The organism is Streptococcus sp. A22, from assembly GCF_043674215.1.
GTDB lineage: Bacteria > Bacillota > Bacilli > Lactobacillales > Streptococcaceae > Streptococcus > Streptococcus suis_V.
In genome coordinates this window covers 60,898-77,471 of the sequence record NZ_JBIMJQ010000004.1, presented here as the reverse complement: position 1 = coordinate 77,471, position 16,574 = coordinate 60,898, and the positions used below count along the sequence as shown (strand labels likewise).

Annotated in this window: 11 protein-coding genes and 1 pseudogene; all 12 read right to left on the bottom strand. The window is 43.4% G+C overall.

All coding sequences use genetic code 11. The annotated features are described in order from the left end of the window. Positions 1 to 131 precede the first annotated feature (131 nt). The 12 genes and pseudogenes from ACHBHN_RS02665 to metA all read right to left on the bottom strand — a co-directional run bounded on the left by ACHBHN_RS02665 (position 132) and on the right by metA (position 16,476). Positions 132 to 7,253 (bottom strand): MucBP domain-containing protein, encoded by a 7,122-nt coding sequence (locus ACHBHN_RS02665; protein WP_394733576.1) that lies wholly within the window; start codon positions 7,251 to 7,253, stop codon positions 132 to 134. A 359-nt stretch (positions 7,254 to 7,612) separates the two neighbouring features. Continuing rightward, positions 7,613 to 7,816, bottom strand: a pseudogene (locus ACHBHN_RS02660) (IS481 family transposase); the annotation flags it as partial. A gap of 335 nt (positions 7,817 to 8,151) precedes the next feature. Then, complete coding sequence (gene rfbD / locus ACHBHN_RS02655) at positions 8,152 to 9,012, bottom strand: dTDP-4-dehydrorhamnose reductase (RefSeq protein WP_394733105.1); 861 nt, start codon at positions 9,010 to 9,012, stop codon at positions 8,152 to 8,154. A gap of 55 nt (positions 9,013 to 9,067) precedes the next feature. After that, positions 9,068 to 10,108 (bottom strand): dTDP-glucose 4,6-dehydratase, encoded by a 1,041-nt coding sequence (gene rfbB / locus ACHBHN_RS02650; RefSeq protein WP_105122679.1) that lies wholly within the window; start codon positions 10,106 to 10,108, stop codon positions 9,068 to 9,070. 197 nt (positions 10,109 to 10,305) lie between these two features. Then, a complete protein-coding gene (locus tag ACHBHN_RS02645; protein WP_105122678.1) occupies positions 10,306 to 10,791 on the bottom strand; it encodes a phosphoribosylanthranilate isomerase in 486 nt (161 codons plus the stop codon). Further along, the gene (locus ACHBHN_RS02640; protein WP_105122677.1) at positions 10,791 to 11,384 is read right to left on the bottom strand and encodes a dTDP-4-dehydrorhamnose 3,5-epimerase family protein; all 594 of its coding nucleotides are present in this window, start codon (positions 11,382 to 11,384) and stop codon (positions 10,791 to 10,793) included. Before ACHBHN_RS02640 ends, ACHBHN_RS02645 begins: the two co-directional genes overlap by 1 nt. Further along, a complete protein-coding gene (gene rfbA / locus ACHBHN_RS02635) occupies positions 11,384 to 12,253 on the bottom strand; it encodes a glucose-1-phosphate thymidylyltransferase RfbA (protein ID WP_105122676.1) in 870 nt (289 codons plus the stop codon). The genes ACHBHN_RS02640 and rfbA overlap by 1 nt, the downstream gene beginning before the upstream one ends. Before the next feature lie 92 nt (positions 12,254 to 12,345). Beyond that, positions 12,346 to 13,170: a ZIP family metal transporter gene (locus tag ACHBHN_RS02630; RefSeq protein ID WP_105122675.1), complete on the bottom strand. Its 825-nt coding sequence runs from the start codon at positions 13,168 to 13,170 to the stop codon at positions 12,346 to 12,348. A 205-nt stretch (positions 13,171 to 13,375) separates the two neighbouring features. Beyond that, positions 13,376 to 14,170, bottom strand: coding sequence for a Nif3-like dinuclear metal center hexameric protein (locus tag ACHBHN_RS02625; RefSeq protein ID WP_105110762.1), 795 nt, complete (start codon positions 14,168 to 14,170; stop codon positions 13,376 to 13,378). Beyond that, complete coding sequence (locus tag ACHBHN_RS02620; protein ID WP_105110761.1) at positions 14,160 to 14,843, bottom strand: tRNA (adenine(22)-N(1))-methyltransferase TrmK; 684 nt, start codon at positions 14,841 to 14,843, stop codon at positions 14,160 to 14,162. Before ACHBHN_RS02620 ends, ACHBHN_RS02625 begins: the two co-directional genes overlap by 11 nt. Position 14,844: 1 nt before the next feature. Further along, a complete protein-coding gene (locus ACHBHN_RS02615) occupies positions 14,845 to 15,525 on the bottom strand; it encodes a DnaD domain-containing protein (RefSeq protein WP_105110760.1) in 681 nt (226 codons plus the stop codon). Positions 15,526 to 15,534: 9 nt separating this feature from the next. After that, a complete protein-coding gene (gene metA, locus ACHBHN_RS02610) occupies positions 15,535 to 16,476 on the bottom strand; it encodes a homoserine O-succinyltransferase (RefSeq protein ID WP_105110759.1) in 942 nt (313 codons plus the stop codon). Between the last annotated feature and the right edge of the window lie 98 nt (positions 16,477 to 16,574).

Genomic DNA, 16,574 nt, shown 5'->3' with positions numbered 1-16,574 from the left:
CCAATTTGGTCTTCTCTTTTTTAGCCTGCTTACTACTAGCGTAGAACAGCTTATTGGAAAAGCTAACCTTTCCAATTTCTATTTTCATTCTTTGCTTGTATAGTTGGAGGACACACAAGAAAGAGAATAGATTAGTCTTCGTTATTACGACGACGTTTTCCAACAAGTGCAAGAGCTGCCACAAGCATTGCTGCACCAAGAACAGTTGCTGAAGATGAAGCTTCACCCGTATTTGGTAATTGAGCTTGACCCGCAGCTGGAGTTGCTGGTTTAGCCGGAGTAGCAGGAGTTCCTGGTTTACCTGGCTCTGGAGTTACAGGAGTAACAGGCTTGTCAGGAGTCGGAGTAACTGGTTTACCTGGTGTAGGTGGTACTGGACGACCTGGATTTGGAGTTACAGGACTTGTAGGATTTGTTGGAATCTTACGGTAAATATGAGTTGTATTACCATCGCTGTCAGTTGTAGTCTTCACATATACGTAACCTGGAATTGAGTTACCTTTATTTGGTGTTGTGCCATCTTCTTGTGGATTGATGACATTTCCATCTTCGTCAACGTGGTTGGTTACAACTTTCTTAGCAGGTGTTACTTTACGGTATACATAAGTTACTACAGTTTCACCTTCAACAACTGTACCGTTTTCAGTACCGTCAACTCGAACAAGTTCGTATTCCTCACCGTTAAATGTGATTGTACCTGGCTTGTTATCTGTTGTGTCGTATGGTGTGTCTACATCTGATGATGGTGTATCTGTTACTGGAGTAGAAATAACTGTACCATCTTCAGTGATATAGTTCACGACAACTGTACCTTTAGGTGTTACTTTACGGTAAACGTGAGTCACATTGCCATCTTCGTCAACAGTAGTCTTACCTGTAAACTCATAACCTGGAATTGATGTATTTGGTTTAGTGCCATCTTCTTGAGGTGAAATAGACTTACCATTCTCATCAACGTGGTTGGTTACAGGAGATTTAACTGCACTAGATACTTTACGGTATACGTAAGTTACTTGAGTTGTACCCTCTACTACAGAACCATTTTCATTACCTTGAGTCAATACTGGAACAAGTTCATAGACAGAACCGTCAGCTGTAGTAATTGTAGTTGGTTTGTTATCTGTTGTATCGTAAGATGTACCTGTTGAAGTTGAGCTTGTATCTTCTACTGGAGAAGCAATCACATTACCTTCAGTGTCGATGTAGTTAACAACAACGTTACCTTTCACTTCTTCGTATACGTAAGTTACTTTCTTGTCTTCGCCTGAAGTTACTGATCCATTTTCTTCACCAGTAGTCAAGCTTGGAACAAGTTTATATGTCTTACCATCTTCAGTAGTGATTGTACCTGGTTTGTTATCTTCAGTTGTGTATGTCTTACCTGGTTCAGCGTTCTCTTCGTCCTTAACTGGAGATTTGATTACTGTACCATTTGTAGTTACATAGTTAACTGTTACTGAACCTGCTGGCTCGTAAACATAAGTTACTTCTGTAGTACCTTCTACAACTTTACCAGACTCGTTATCGCCAGCTTTCACTTCTTTGTAGAAGTATGTAACACCATTGTGTTTGATAACTGCTGGTTTGAAATCTGTTGTATCGTAAGTTGTATCAAGAGCCGCATCAGTAGTGTCGTTTACTGAAGTTGCAATTGTTTCACCATTCGTGTTCACATAGTTAACGACAACGCTACCGTTTGGATTTGGAGCTGGAGTTGTTACTTTTTGGTAAACATAAGTTACTTGAGTTGTACCTTCAACAACAGAACCATTTTCTTCGCCCTTAGTCAATACTGGAACAAGTTTGTACTCAGTACCATCTTCAGTTGTGATAGTAGTTGGTTTGTTATCTGTTGTATCGTAAGATGTACCTGTTGATGTAGATGGTGTATCTGTTACAGGTGCTTTGATGACATTGCCTTCAGTGTCGATGTAGTTAACAACAACGTCACCTTTCACTTCTTCGTATACGTAAGTTACTTGCTTGTCTTCGCCTGAAGTTACTGATCCATTTTCTTCACCAGTAGTCAAGCTTGGAACAAGTTTGTATGTCTTACCATCTTCAGTAGTGATTGTAGTTGGCTTATTGTCTTCTGTTGTGTACGTCTTACCTGGTTCAGCGTTCTCTTCATCCTTAACTGGAGATTTGATTACTGTACCATCTGTAGTTACATAGTTAACTGTTACTGAACCAGCTGGCTCGTAGACGTATTGAACAGTTGTAGTACCTTCAACAACAGTACCTTTCTCAGCAGCTGATGTGTCTTTCACTTCTTTGTAGAAGTATGTTACACCATCTTTTGTGATTGTTGCTGGTTTGAAATCAAATGTTTCATAGACAGTTCCAGTTGTTGTTTCTGGTGTATCTACAACATCAGAAGCGATTTTCTCACCTGCAGTATTGTAATATTCAACCACAACGTTACCAGTCTTAGCTGCTGGAGTTTCAACCTTACGGTAAACATAAGTTACTTCAGTAGTCTTACCAGATTCAACTTCTCCATTTTCAGTACCGATAGTTGCACTTGGAACCAATTCGTAGGTTGTGCCATCTTCAGTAGTGATTGTAGTTGGTTTGTTATCAGTTGTGTTGTACTCACTACCTGGAGCTGCATTTGTTTCATCATTCACAGGTTGCTTGATAACTGTACCATCTTCAGTGATGTAGTTCACAACTACGTTACCAGCTTGTTCGTAAACGTACTTAACAGTAGTTGTACCTTCTACAACGTCACCTGTTTCAGCTGCTGAGTCAGCTTTCACTTCTTTGTAGTAGTAAACTGTACCGTCAGTTGCTGTGATAGTTTCTGGTTTATTATCAAGAGTTGTGTAGGCTGTACCTGTTGATGATGCAGGAGTATCTTCAACATCTTCGGCAATCTTCTCACCAGCAGTGTTGTAGTACTCAACAACAACGTTACCTTTCACTTCTTCGTAAACGTAAGTGACTTGCTTATCTTCACCAGAAGTGATTGTTCCGTTTTCTTCGCCTGTAGTTGCATTTGGAACAAGCTTGTAAGTCTTACCGTCTTCTGTTGTGATTGTTTCAGGTTTGTTGTCTTCAGTTGAGTATGTCTTACCTGGCTCAGCATTCTCTTCATCCTTAACTGGAGATTTGATAACTTTACCGTCAGTTGTTACATAGTTAACTGTTACAGAACCAGCTTGCTCGTAAACGTAAGTGATTTCAGTAGTGCCTTCCACAACCTTACCAGTTTCAGTAGCTGAAGTTGCATCTACTTCTTTGTAGTAGTAAACTGTACCATCTTCAGTTGTGATCTTAGCTGGTTTGTTATCAGTTGTATCATAGTCTGTACCTGTTGAAGTTGCCTTCGTATCAACTACTTGAGAAGCAATGACTTTGCCATCAGTGTTTACATAGTTAATAACAACGTCACCCTTGACTTCTTCGTAAACGTATGTTACTTCCGTTACACCTGGAACAACGTCACCTGTTTCAGAACCTTTAGTAAGGGTTGGAACAAGTTTGTATGTCTTACCATCAGCAGTTGTGATAGTTCCTGGCATAACATCTGTTGTATCGTATGGAGTACCTGTTGAAGTTTCTGGAGTGTCTGTTACAGGTGCTTGAAGAACTGTGCCATCAGTTGTTACATAGTTAACAACTACTGAACCTTTCACTTCTTTGTAGACATAAGTAACTTCTGTTGTCTTACCTGCTTCAACTGTACCTTCTTCAGTACCGATTGTTGCTGCTGGGATCAACTCGTAAGTCTTACCATCATCAGTTGTGATAGTTGTTGGCTTGTTATCTGTTGTGTCGTATGGAGTTCCTGCTGATGATTCTTTTGTATCTTCAACTTGAGTCTTAATCACTGTGCCGTCCTCAGTGATGTAGTTAACGACAACCTTACCTTTCACTTCTTGGTAAACGTAAGTTACTTCTTTAGTTACGCCTGCTTCAACAGTACCTGTTGGAGTTGCGCCTGAAGCCAAGTTGCTATCTGCTGCTACTGTACCAACTGGGTAGTCACCTGCTGGAACAAGAGCATATACTTTACCGTCTGCTGTTGTGATAGTTGCTGGTTTTTCAGTACCTTCAGCTGTGTTGTAGTCTGAACCTGGTTTACCGTCTGTAGTGTCCGAAACTGGAGCTTTCAATTCAAGACCGTTAACGTCCACATACTTGATAACAACGTCACCAGCTTTTTCGTAAACGTAGGTTACTTCTGTAGTACCTTCTACGACTGTGCCAGTTTCTTTAGTTGCATCTTCAGCTTTGATTTCTTTGTAGTAGTATACATCGCCAGTTGCATCTTCAACAATCTTCGCTGGAACTTGGTCAGCTGTTGAGTAGTCTGTACCTACAAGAGCATCGTTTGTATCTACAACAGGAGTTGCAATAACTTTGCCATCCTCGTTTACATAGTTAACAACAACATCACCATACTTAGGATTTTCTTTGAAGTAAACCACTTCATTAATGTCTGCATCAGTTGCAGTAACAGTCTTATCTTTTACTGTTTCTGTCATTGGAGCATCAGCACCTTCGAGAGTTGTACGAGTTGCTGTGTAGTCTGTGATTTCTGGAATGAGGTTACCATTAAGAACATCTGTCGAGTCAGCTGTCCATTCACCATAAGTCACTTCACCTGTTACAAGGTTCACTTGAGCTGGGCGAGTAAAGGATACTGTTTCAGTCTTAACAAGTGGCGTACCTTCTGTAGAGTCTTTAGGCAAGATGTTGCCTGCAGCATCTACACGAACTGGAGTTCCATCTTCATACTTGTACTCAACTGTACGAGTAACTTCTTGTGTTGTCTCAAGGTTATTAATAGTGTCTGGCCAAACAGGTGAGTTTGGATCGGTTGGATCTACTGGCTGACCTGGAACCGCTGTATTTGGAACTTCTTCGACACGTGGCTTAATAACAACTAAAAACTCTTGTAAAACTGCTGTGTCAGTATCATAGTCTTGACCGTCAGTAGTCGTAAAGTTATCTGAAACAAGCTCATAACCCAATTGCTTATACTTGTTGATTGTATCTTCAGTTGAGTAGTTGATATCAGTACCTGAACCACCAGTCAATGTACCTGAATCTTCCAAGTAATCTGTCGCTCCTTCAATTTGGTAGCGGATGATCGCTTGTTGCTCTAAAGGTTTATAAACATATGTAGTTGTTAACGCGGCCGGAGTAGAGGCACCACGCAAAGTTTGTTGGATACCATAAGGTTTGTAACCCAAGTCAACATATGTGCCATCTACAGACTGCCATGCAAATGGAGTATCAGCGCCCGTATTCGCTTTAGTCCATACTTGTGAGCCGATGAAAATTCTTCCGTAAGGACCGGTAGTTGATGTGCCCGACCAGTTAGCAACTACGCGATATTTAGAACCATCAGCATTAGCTGGTGATTCTGCAAATACCATATATCCTTTTTCTGGATCAATAGTATGGTCTGCCCAAATTCTTGCCTCAGTATTATAATCATACGATACTCTATCCGGAGTATAACTCAAATGAGAAGTCTCAAGCAACTTGAAGAATCCACTAGTATCCAGACCCTCCCAATCTACAGTTCCAGTGTAGGTTGGATCCAATACAAAAATCTCGTGGACGTACTCAGTATTCGAGACAATTGTTCGAATTACCTTATACTGAATAGTATTTGTTGGATCCGTTGTAGAATTAACTACACCAGCCACATAAACCGTACCTACTGGATAACCACCTTGGGCAGGTTCTACTTGCTTTTCTACAAACTCATAACCTTCAAATTCACGTTGACCAGAAGATGTAACAGTTTGACCACCGATTGTTTGAAGGTTATAGGTCGCTAAAATCCGGCCATCTTCAACTTTATAAGTGGTTGTGTTAATTTGATAAACTGGAATAATTGTATTGTTATAAATTGATCCAGTTCCGTCACCTATGAATCTCAAGTTTCCATAGGTACTACCGTTGACAGCAGTTTGAGTTTCATATAGCATTTGGATATTTTCATTATCCGTATCGATTGTTTTCGGATAAGTATATAATACACTAGAACCTGGTTCGACTGTATGTTTCTCTATTACTTGTCCATCTGCCTTACTAACCAATTCAGCCAAGATGGTGTTTGTAGTAGGATCTGAGTTCAATGAGAATCGCATATAGGCGTCAACTTCAGTTCCGTTGAAAGTGGAACTTTTCATATTCACATTATAAGAATATAAATCATAAGAATCAAATGTATACCATCCAGGTTCAGTTGTAGCAGTGATGCCAGTTCGAAGTGTATGTGGTTTGATACCAGCTCCGTTTGGATCGTCCATAGACGGAGTTGCTGTTGTTGACGCCTCAACTAAGACACCCAAACCTTCACCCACTTGCAAGTCAGAAAAAGTATTGTTCAATACAATCTCGATTGCATCAGTACCTAAGTACTTCCGCAATTCCAAGGCAAATGCTTCAACGTTAGTACGAACAGCGTCGATTTGAGCGTTAACCTCTTCAAGTGTTGCTGCTGAATCGTTCAAGACTGCAGTCGCTTCTGTTGCAGTTAATTTAGTCGCTGCAGCAGCTGCTTTCAATGCAGTGTTATTGCTATCCGATGCTGCTACAAGACGTTCCGCTTCGTTAGCCAATACTTCAGCTTCTGAAGTTACTTGCTCAAGAACTACTTTTGCTTCTTCAGCTGTTGTTGGAACAGCTGGCATTACTGAAGCTTCTTCAACAGTCACAGGTGCTGCTACTTCTGTTGTCGTTGCAGGTGTTTCAGTTGCAGCTTCAGTTATCGTTGCAGGTGCTTCTGTTGCGGCTTCAGTTGTTGGAGCTACTACTTCAGCTTTTTTAACCAATTGAACGGTAACAAGATTTTCAGAGCCCTCGGTAACAACTTGGGTCACCGTTGTCGCTTGACCTTGCGCCAACTCATAGCCGGCAGGTACTTCGACTGCTACATCAACGCTAGTTGAAGCAACTGCTTCTGTCGTCGTAACGGTAGCTGTTTTCACACCAGCGTTGACAAGTGTGCCGTCTTCCAAGACATAGTTAACCACGTAATCGATGGTTGCTGTCCGCTCAGCTGGCGTAACAGTTTCCGTCGTAAGTGCTGGTGTCGTATCGGTAGTCGCTGGACTTTGAATGCTAGTTGTGACAGTAGTGTCAGCAACAAGCTCTTCTGCTTGTACAGCTTGAGCGCCAGTTGCCAATGTCAAACCTAGCAAAACACTCGCCGCACCGAAATGATAAGTACGAATTGAGAAACGTTGTCTCGCTCCATACCAATCAAATGATTTTTTGCGTTTCATTATGAAATGTCCTCCAAATATTCTATGAAACAATGAATTAATCTACTGTTTCAAATGCGTTAATTACATCCTAATTCTCCTTAGAAAGCAAGGAAATACACTAATACACACCCGATTTTTTCATGTGACTTCCGACTAGTTTTAGAAAAAAAAGGTTGCACATTTATTTATTTAATATAGTGACTGCTCTTCACCAAACAAAATGGTAATCGAAGCAAGAAATGTTACTAATTACCACGGCACCATTGTCAATGAAGCGAGGCTTAAAATGCCATTTTCAAGCAATCTAAATATTCAGCTATATTACTAGTAGAAATTTGCTGATCGCGATAAAAGATATCTAGACTAAAGTCTGAATGGGGGAGTCGATTGGAGCAGTAAAGAAAGCACTGAATCTGCTTGATAGAATCATCATAGGAATAGAAGGTTACATGCTGATAGAAGCGGCGTTTGTCATTTCGATGTCTGCGTTCAGCATTGCCATTATGTTTCGGATTCTGAGATCGAATGATTCTGTGCTCAATGCCAAGCTTTTAACAGAGTACATCTAGCAGTTGAACTTGTGATGAACGTGTATACGACATACTTATCAAAAAAAGAGAACATCTATTTTTACAATCATCAACGCTTTCAAGAGCGCAACAACGGCCTTGCCCCTCTTGAAATGAGGAACAAGGCCGTCGCCTAATCTTTTATTATTTCATTGTCCACTTGACAGGGAGCTGTTCAGTCTTAAACGGATTTACGCAGGAGTTAGTTAGCGCTAACTCCTTTAATATTTTTATTATAAACCAATGAACTTGATTTTTTAAGTAAAATACCTGGGAAATTATATGAATGCTAAGAAATATTTCCTGGGATATGTAGAGGTTTCGTGACCTATATTATATAATCCTAGCTACTTATCACCCATTTTTTCCTGCTCATAAAACGCCTGCAAGGCCTCTTGCCATGTCGGGATGACAAAGCCAGTCGCTTTCGCCTTGTCCAAGCTCATAGTCGAGTTGAAAGGACGTTTTGCCTTGGCTGGGAATTGGCTAGAATCTACTGGCAAGACTTTTGTATCAGTATCTTTGAGGATTTCCGTCGCAAAATCAAACCAAGTTGTATCCTCTGTCGCATCATTGGACAAATGGTAATAACCAAATGCTTGCTTGGTTTCCACCAAATGTACCATAAATTCTGCCAAGGTCCGTGTCCAAGTTGGACGACCATGCTGGTCATTGACAACTGTCAAAGTATCGCGGGTCTGTGCAAGGTTTTGCATGGTAAAGACAAAGTTCTTACCGTAATTTCCAAATACCCAAGCCGTGCGAATAGTGTAGAACTTATCTGCGTATTTCTCAACGGCCTCTTCACCCAAACGCTTGGTACGGCCGTATTCTGACTGAGGATCGGGTTGGTCATCTACTTGCCACTCTTGACCGACTGGCAACTCCCCATTGAAGACATAGTCTGTTGAGATATAGACAAGGGTTGCACCGTATTTGGCTGCAGCCTTGGCAACATTCTCAGAGCCCGTTACGTTAATCTTGTAGTTGAGTTCCTTGCCCTCATCTTCTGCCATATCAACAGCTGTGTAGGCTGCACAGTGGTAAACAACGCTAGGCTTCACCTCTGCAAAGAAGGCATCTACCTTGTCTGCATCCGTGATGTCCATTTCTGCTACGTCAGCGGCAACATACTCGACACCACGCTCATCCAAGAGATAACGCAATTCTGTACCCAACTGACCATTTGCACCTGTAATTAAAATCATGTTTGCTCCTTATTTCAAGAAAGGCTTGGGCAATTGCCCCAGCCTTCTGTTTTTTTTACTTAATAACTTCTTGCGTTTTTGCGTAGTTGGCTTCAACAGCTTCTTTTTCAGCCTTCCACCAGTCTTGGTTATCTGTGTACCACTGGATTGTTTCTTCCAAACCTTGAGAGAAGTCTGTAAATTGCGGTGTCCAGCCAAGCTCGTCACGAAGTTTGCTTGCGTCAATAGCATAGCGCAAATCATGTCCTGCACGGTCAGTCACGTGGTCGTAAGCATCTTTGGGTTGACCCATTTTTTCAAGAATCAATTCAAGAACTTCCTTATTGTTCTTCTCACCATCGGCACCAATCAAGTAAGTTTCGCCCATGCGACCTTTTGTCAAAATCGCCCAGACACCTGTTGAATGATCATTGGTGTGGATCCAGTCGCGAACATTCTTACCTTCACCGTAGAGTTTTGGCTTGATACCTGCCAAGATATTGGTGATCTGGCGCGGAATGAATTTCTCGATATGCTGGTAAGGACCGTAGTTGTTTGAACAGTTGGAAATGGTCGCTTTGACGCCAAAAGAACGCACCCATGCTTTGACAATCAAGTCTGAAGCAGCCTTAGTTGATGAATATGGAGATGATGGGTTGTAGTTGGTTTCCGCAGTGAATTTCTCACCTGGACCTTCGCCATGACCTGGCAAATCTTCACGCAAAGGAAGGTCACCGTATACTTCGTCAGTCGATACATGGTGGAAACGGATATCGTATTTACGAGCCGCTTCAAGAAGAGTGTAAGTACCAATAAAGTTGGTATGGATAAATGGGCTTGGATCATTGAGAGAGTTGTCGTTGTGGCTTTCCGCTGCGTAGTGAACGATCGCATCCGCTTTAGCAGCCAACTTATCCACCAATTCGGCATCTGCGATATCGCCGACAACCAACTCCACACGGTCACCAAGAATAGCTTCCAAGTTAGCCTTGTTTCCTGCATAAGTGAGTTTATCCAAGACAGTCACATGGACGTCTGGGTGGTTATTGTAAACGTAGTGCACAAAGTTTGAGCCGATGAAACCAGCTCCACCTGTAACGATGATGTTTTTATACATTTTTTTCTCCGAAAATGTTTTTTATTTTTTTGAGCTGCTTAAGGTAGCGTGGGGCGCAAGCAACCGCCTTAGGCGTTTCATTGCTTATTTTCGAGCCAAAAGTCTCGAAAATCCCCTGTACCCGAACTTCCAAAGCAGTTCGGGTACTATCGCTACAGCAGCAACTCCCCTTTATAGGCTCGCTTTGCTCGCTTATTTTACTTCAAGATTTCTTTTAAGTAAGCAATCTTAGCAAAGTCTTTTTGATTGTTGTTTTCTGCACGGTAGGAATCTTTTGAAGAGGCTTGGTAGATTTTCAGGTATTGTTCAAGTGTCGGTAGGTAATAGCGAACACCTGCTGTTTCTAGTTCTTCCAAATCTTCTAGCTCTACACCAGCAAATTCAGGCAGTGAATGTAGGCCTCCGAATTCAACAGATAAGCCGTCTTTATGAAATTCATGTTCATGACGGTCAACAAGGACGTAACCTAGTTGGTTCATCATAGCAATCAAGGCATCCGCCTGATAAATCCTTTCGTCGTCTGGGGCTTCCCAGCCACGCGGATCACTTGGAACATGGATGTCCAAATCTCCTGCCTGCCAGTCCCTCCCTGTGCGCCTTTCCAAACCAACTGAGCCCATTAACAAGGGAGTGATTCCTAACTTGTTTAACTGCTCTGCTATTTCCAAAAAGGCTTGAAACATTAGAGGTCCTCTTTTCTCAAAGGCTTGACATCCTTGAGGAATGGATGGTTTTCATCTGCTTCTGAAACTTCTGCTTCTTTTAGGTTTTCCCATTTAATGTCGAGACTAGGGTCTGCGTAGTTGACAAAAGCGTACTTAGGCTTGAGTTCCAATGCCCAATAGTCATTAACCAAGTAGCTGTAGGCCACGAAGTCTGACAAGACTTGGAAACCATTGGCTACTCCGCGCGGAACGAAGATACCTTTTGAAGCATCGATAACGGTTTGGTAGGTATTACCGAAGGTCTCTCCTTCACGAAGATCCACCCAAGTTCCCAAAACCTTACCGCCGTCTGCTACTGAAATGTATTTATCCCAAGGCTCTGCGTGAAGACCACGAAGAACGTTTTTACGAGAGAAGGAAACATTATTCTGCAATTTTCCTTCTGCAAAGAAACTTTCTGGGAAACCAAGTGGCAACATTTTTTCCTTCTGAAAATTTTCCTTGAACCAGCCACGGTTATCTCCGTGCACTGGAATGTCAAACTCCAGCATACCAGGAATAGCATCAACTGGACGAGCCGCAAGCTCTTTACCGAAAAAGTTTTCTGTCATTAAGCCTCTCCAATCAAACGGAGCAAGTATTGTCCGTATTCATTTTTCTTAAGCGGTTGTGCCAATTCATGCACTTGTTCTTTTGTAATGTAGCCCATGCGGTAAGCAATTTCTTCCAAGTTCGCGACTTGAACGTTTTGCAAGCGCTGAACCGTTTCGATGTACTGAGCCGCTTCCAAAAGGCTCTCGTGTGTACCTGTATCCAACCAGGCAAATCCGCGTCCCATAAGCTCTACTGACAAGTCGCCACGTTCCAGATAAGCCTTATTGACATCTGTGATTTCCAACTCGCCACGAGGTGATGGTTTAATATTTTTCGCGATTTCCACAACATCATTGTCATAGAAGTAGAGTCCAGTAACCGCAAAGTTTGATTTGGGAACCTCTGGTTTTTCTTCAATGGAAATAGCGTTCATGTTTTCATCAAACTCAACGACACCAAAACGTTCTGGATCCTTGACTTGATATCCAAAGACTGTCGCACCTTTTTCCTTGCTGGCTGCCCGTTGGAGCATCTTGGTCAGGCCATTTCCATGGTAAATGTTATCCCCTAAGATAAGGGCTACATGGTCATCACCGATAAATTCTTCACCGATGATAAAGGCTTGCGCAAGTCCATCTGGACTTGGCTGCTCTGCATATTCCAAAGAAATACCCAGCTCAGAACCGTCACCCAACATATCCTTGAAGCGTGGAAGATCCTGCGGCGTGGAAATGACTAAAATCTCCTTAATCCCAGCCAACATCAGGGTTGACAACGGATAGTAAATCATGGGTTTGTCGTAAATGGGCATGAGCTGTTTGGAAGCTGCACGCGTCAGCGGATAGAGGCGAGTGCCTGAACCACCGGCTAAAATAATACCTTTCATAGTCTTACCTTCCTGCGTATAATACCAGTCCATTATACCATATTTTCAGCGTTTTTGTCATAAGGAAAAAGCCCCCGAAGAGACTTTCAAGTTTATCCAAGAGCCACGTCCAGAATCATCATGATGATGAAACCAGCCATGAGGCCCAGCGTTGCAATATCCGTATTTCCATTGGTCTGGGACTCCGGAATGAGCTCCTCGACCACGACGAAAATCATAGCACCGGCCGCAAAAGATAGGGCATAGGGTAAAATCGGTGTCATGTAGGTCACCGCCACTGCCCCAATCACAGCAGCAATAGGCTCAACAATGGCCGACATGGACCCCCAGAAAAAGGCCTTACTTCGAGTCGCGCCGTCTGTCCGAATAGGGATGGCCAGGGCTGCTCCCTCAGGAATATTTTGCAGACCGATACCGACTGCTAACCCAATAGCACCTGCAAGGGCAGCAGGACTAAAGTTCGACGCCAGAGCACCAAAGGTTACCCCGACCGCCAACCCTTCAGGAATATTGTGGATAGTTATGGCCAAAAATAGCAGAGCTGTTTTAGACAGATTTTTCCTGTCCTCCTCACCCCCACCTTCGGCCTGAGATTTGTCGTGCCCCAGGTGCAAATGTGGCACCAGAGCATCGACCAAGCGTAAAAAGATGCCTCCAAAAGCAAAACCAAGAGCTGCAGGCACCCAAGCCCAGGCACCATAGGTCTCCTCCGCATAGCTAATCGAAGGAGCCAAGAGAGACCAAAACGAGGCCGCAATCATCACTCCAGCCGCAAAGCCCAACATGGTATCCAAGAGCCTCCGACTAATCGTTTTAAAGAAAAAAACAACCGCTGACCCTAAAATAGTACAGGACCAGGTAAAGAGCCCTCCCAACAAGGCCTGTACAACAACTGATTGTTCCATAAACCAGGTCATAGAAGAACCAACTTTCTAAATCAATATCTTAAGTTCCTCTAGCATAACCCAAATTCAGAAGAATTGCAAGCTCAGATAGTTTGGATAAGTTTTGGAACCGAAAATAGAGCAAAGGTTGTTGCCACTGCCTTCAACCTGACCCTTGCTCACTGGTATCTTTCTATTTTGGTTAAAAAAAGCACCACTAGGGTGCCAAGCATAATTTTTACAAATGTCGAAAGGGATTGGTCGACACGGTTGAAGGCAAGATTTCCACATCCCAGCCGTTTTCAGCCTTCCAGTTCTCTAGCAAATCAGCGATTTTCTTAATAAAGAGCACCTCAATGTGATGACCTGGGTCAATGGCCAAGAGGCCCTGGGTCAGCATGTCCTGACCAGTATGATAGTAAATATCACCAGTGATATAGACATCCGCATCCTTCGCAATCGCATCCTGATAGAATGAACCGCCACTACCGCCACAAATAGCCACTCGACTAACATATTGCTGGGCTTGATGACCATAGGTAACCAGGCGAACCGCATCCAGACCAAAGACGGACTTAACCTTCACTGCCAGCTCCTCCAAGGTCTGCTCTGCTATGGTGCCCACACGACCAATCCCGTGACCTTCAATAGTCTCATGAAGAACGGTTGTCTCCTCTATCCCCAAGAGTTCACAGAACCAGTCGTTCAGACCACCCTCGACCACATCAATGTCCGTGTGGCTGACATAGACCGCAATATCGTGCTTAATCAAATTCAGATAAATCTGATTTTCCAGCTTATCCGCCACCAAATCCTTAATCGGACGGAAAATAGGGGCATGCTTGACAATAATCAAATCCACCTGCTTGTCAATGGCCTCTGCCACTGTCGTTTCACGAATATCCAGGGCCACCATGACCCGCTTGATATCCTTTTTCAGCGTCCCGATTTGCAGACCGCTGACATCCCCTTCCATGGCTAGATGGGGCGGACAAAAGGCTTGATAACGTGCGATGAGTTGACTAGCTAACATGCAAAACCTCCTTGATGTGATTGATTTTTTGGGAAATGGCAGAGCGGTCATCCTGTCTTTCAAGGGGCACTTGTTCCAGGGCATAAGTGAGCTTATCCAGCTCCTTCAACCACTTATTAACAAAGACAGCAGACTGCTGCTCCAATAAATAAGGTCCAAATCGCTCTTCTGTTGCAGACAAGCTCATCTTTCCTGGCTCCGCTACTAGGATTTCATAGAGTTTGTCATTTTCTTCCAGGATTTCCTCGGCAATCAGACGGTATCCACTTGCCTGGAGCCAGCGCCGAACATCGTCCTCTCGGTTATTTGGCTGGAGAATCAAGCGCTCAACGCCTGCTAACTTATCCTGACCGGCCTCCAAGATGTCGGCGATGAGTCTACCGCCCATGCCTGCGATAGTCACAGCAGTAATCTGGTCAACAGCTTCTACGGCCGCCAGCCCATTGGCCAAACGAACCAAAATCCTGTCCGTCTGTCCCGCCTGCTCGACGTTTTGAAGGGCAGACTGATAGGGGCCCTGGACCACTTCACCTGCCACGGCGAAGTCAATCCTACCCTGCTCCACCAAAAAAAGAGGGAGATAAGCATGGTCACTCCCTACATCGACTAAGCGTGCTCCGGTTGGCACGAAAGATGCGACTGTTTCCAGCCGTTTTGATAATTTTGTTTCCATTTTACTCTTTCCAGAGATCCATGGCCGCCAGAAAATCGCTGGATGCAGTGACATTCTTGGGCGATGGCAAATCTCTTTCTGCATTTTTTGCCTCTACTTGAGCGACGGTGGTAATGCCCTCCCGACGCCAGTTACGCAGAATAGCTTGAATATATTTCCAGTTGGTCTTATTGTTGAATACGGCCTCTTTGAGGGCTGCTCGAATGAGCTCAACGGAGGTCTTGTCCTCTTCAATCGTCTTCTGCAAATCCTCAATCTCAAAAGGCGACAGGAGACGGCCAAGTTCTCGCTCAAAATCACCTACAATGATCTTCAAATCATTAGCAGGAGCAAGAATCTCCACAGCAGATTCCTTAGGCGCAGCAAATAAACCATCCAGCTTTTCCAGGGCTGGGGCTGCATCAAAAATCATCTCAATCTCACCATCTAAGATAATGGTTTTCATCTCCAGCAAGCCTGAATCCTGCAACTGTTCAATGGCCCGATTCACCTCGGCCACCGTAGCCCCAATGGCCTGAGCGATGTCGCTTGGGGCAAGGGTTTCTAATTTACTGGTATTTTGAAAATAGAAAAACTGCCAAACCAAAAAAGTCTGTGATGAGGGAAATACATCCTTAAAATGAAATAGTAAGGCAGAAGGCAGGACCACGTGGCCCTGCTGAAATTGCTGTGAATAATTCATACTTCCTCTTTATAAACTCGCTGAAAGAGCTGATAATTCTGCGTGATTCCAGTCGTAAGGTGTTTCTTGATAGACCGCATAGTTGACCCAGTTTGTAAAGAATTGTGCTGCTGGCAAATTCCAAGACAGAGCTGGTCTGCTGGTCGGATCATCGTTTTTGAAATAATTCTCTGGCACATAGGGATTTTTCCCAGCCAGGCAATCTCGCTCATATTCCTTAGCCAGGGTGTCACGGTCGTACTCCAAATGACCAAAACTATAGACTTCGCGCAAGTCCTTGCTGGCTAGAATAGACAGGCCGACATCTGCTCCTTGGGATAGAATTTCCAGCTGTCCTAAATGAGCAATATTTTCCGCCTTGACCTCAGTATAGCGGGAATGAGGTGAGCGAAACTCATCATCAAATCCACGCATGAGGGGATTGTTTGCCCCTACTACTTCTTGGCAATAGACGCCGGACAATTTGCGATCCATCTGGTATTTTTCGACACCGTAGCGGGCGTACAGTCCAGCCTGTGCCCCCCAACAAATATGCAAGGTTGAGTAGACATTAGTCCTGGACCAGTCGAAAACTTGGACCAGTTCCTGCCAATAGTCCACTTCCTCAAATGGTAAATTTTCTACTGGAGCACCAGTGACGATGAGCCCGTCAAAATAGCTATCCTTGACCTCTTCAAAGGTCTTGTAAAATTGGTCCAAGTGGTCAGCATGAGTATTCTTGGATTCATGACTGACCATGTGCAGAAATTCCACTTCAAGCTGCAGGGGCGTATTGGCCAAAAGACGGAGCAACTGGGTCTCCGTCACAATTTTTTGGGGCATAAGATTAAGAATTAAAATCTTTATCGGACGGATGTCCTGATGGCTAGCTCGGTCGCTATCCATGACAAAGATATTCTCTTGTCTCAAAATATCTACTGCTGGTAAGGATTTTTCAATCTTGATTGGCATGGACAACCTCCTTATTATCTTATTATCTATTATAAAGCAGGTGTCCAGACAAATCAAATAGCTTAAAATTAGTACCAGTTATAGATTATAACTATACC

What these genes read in the sequence shown, in the direction of transcription:
- ACHBHN_RS02620 (WP_105110761.1), bottom strand. Translation starts at nt 14,843, where the DNA reads ATGGAAACAAAATTATCAAAACGGCTGGAAACAGTCGCATCTTTCGTG.
- metA (WP_105110759.1), bottom strand. Translation starts at nt 16,476, where the DNA reads ATGCCAATCAAGATTGAAAAATCCTTACCAGCAGTAGATATTTTGAGA.
- rfbA (WP_105122676.1), bottom strand. Translation starts at nt 12,253, where the DNA reads ATGAAAGGTATTATTTTAGCCGGTGGTTCAGGCACTCGCCTCTATCCG.
- ACHBHN_RS02630 (WP_105122675.1), bottom strand. Translation starts at nt 13,170, where the DNA reads ATGACCTGGTTTATGGAACAATCAGTTGTTGTACAGGCCTTGTTGGGA.
- ACHBHN_RS02615 (WP_105110760.1), bottom strand. Translation starts at nt 15,525, where the DNA reads ATGAATTATTCACAGCAATTTCAGCAGGGCCACGTGGTCCTGCCTTCT.
- ACHBHN_RS02665 (WP_394733576.1), bottom strand. Translation starts at nt 7,253, where the DNA reads ATGAAACGCAAAAAATCATTTGATTGGTATGGAGCGAGACAACGTTTC.
- rfbD (WP_394733105.1), bottom strand. Translation starts at nt 9,012, where the DNA reads ATGATTTTAATTACAGGTGCAAATGGTCAGTTGGGTACAGAATTGCGT.
- rfbB (WP_105122679.1), bottom strand. Translation starts at nt 10,108, where the DNA reads ATGTATAAAAACATCATCGTTACAGGTGGAGCTGGTTTCATCGGCTCA.
- ACHBHN_RS02645 (WP_105122678.1), bottom strand. Translation starts at nt 10,791, where the DNA reads ATGTTTCAAGCCTTTTTGGAAATAGCAGAGCAGTTAAACAAGTTAGGA.
- ACHBHN_RS02625 (WP_105110762.1), bottom strand. Translation starts at nt 14,170, where the DNA reads ATGTTAGCTAGTCAACTCATCGCACGTTATCAAGCCTTTTGTCCGCCC.
- ACHBHN_RS02640 (WP_105122677.1), bottom strand. Translation starts at nt 11,384, where the DNA reads ATGACAGAAAACTTTTTCGGTAAAGAGCTTGCGGCTCGTCCAGTTGAT.